Annotated in this window: 1 protein-coding gene; it reads left to right on the top strand. The window is 62.5% G+C overall.

Annotated features, from left to right (window positions below):
• Nucleotides 1-217: hypothetical protein (locus tag AC1DUE_RS20415; protein WP_477041228.1), on the top strand; the 217-nt coding region annotated here is incomplete at its 5' end.
• Between the last annotated feature and the right edge of the window lie 212 nt (nt 218-429).

Genomic DNA, 429 nt, shown 5'->3' with positions numbered 1-429 from the left:
ACTCATGAGTGAGAAGCAGTGGAACGCCGCGACCGGCAAGTGGGAGATCGACGGAGTCCCGATCACGTACCGGGTGACATGGAAGCACGTAGACACCGGCAAGGATCACGTTCACGTCAGGGAGTTCGATGACGTGGATCAGGGATACGACTTCTACCAAGACGTGCAGCGGGACGCGTACTGCTACAAGGTGACGTGGGATCACGTCCCCTGGTGATCGGTCACGTTCGGTCGACGGCCGGCTGAGCGGACAGTGACCGTCCGGCGAGCTCGGCCACGGCCCACGTAGGCAGGCAGGAGCCATGGACTGGAACCCACCTCCCATCCTTCGTGCGCCGTAGGACGAGCCTCACGTCGAGGCCGAGGGAGACCTGAATCAGGCTTCCGGGCTCTGTCTCGTTCAGCTCGTCCAGGCTCATGGTCGTTACG

It is taken from the genome of Cellulomonas sp. P4_A2 (assembly GCF_056402515.1).
The sequence above is the reverse complement of the archived record's forward strand: the minus strand, read 5'-3'. Positions and strand labels throughout refer to the sequence as shown.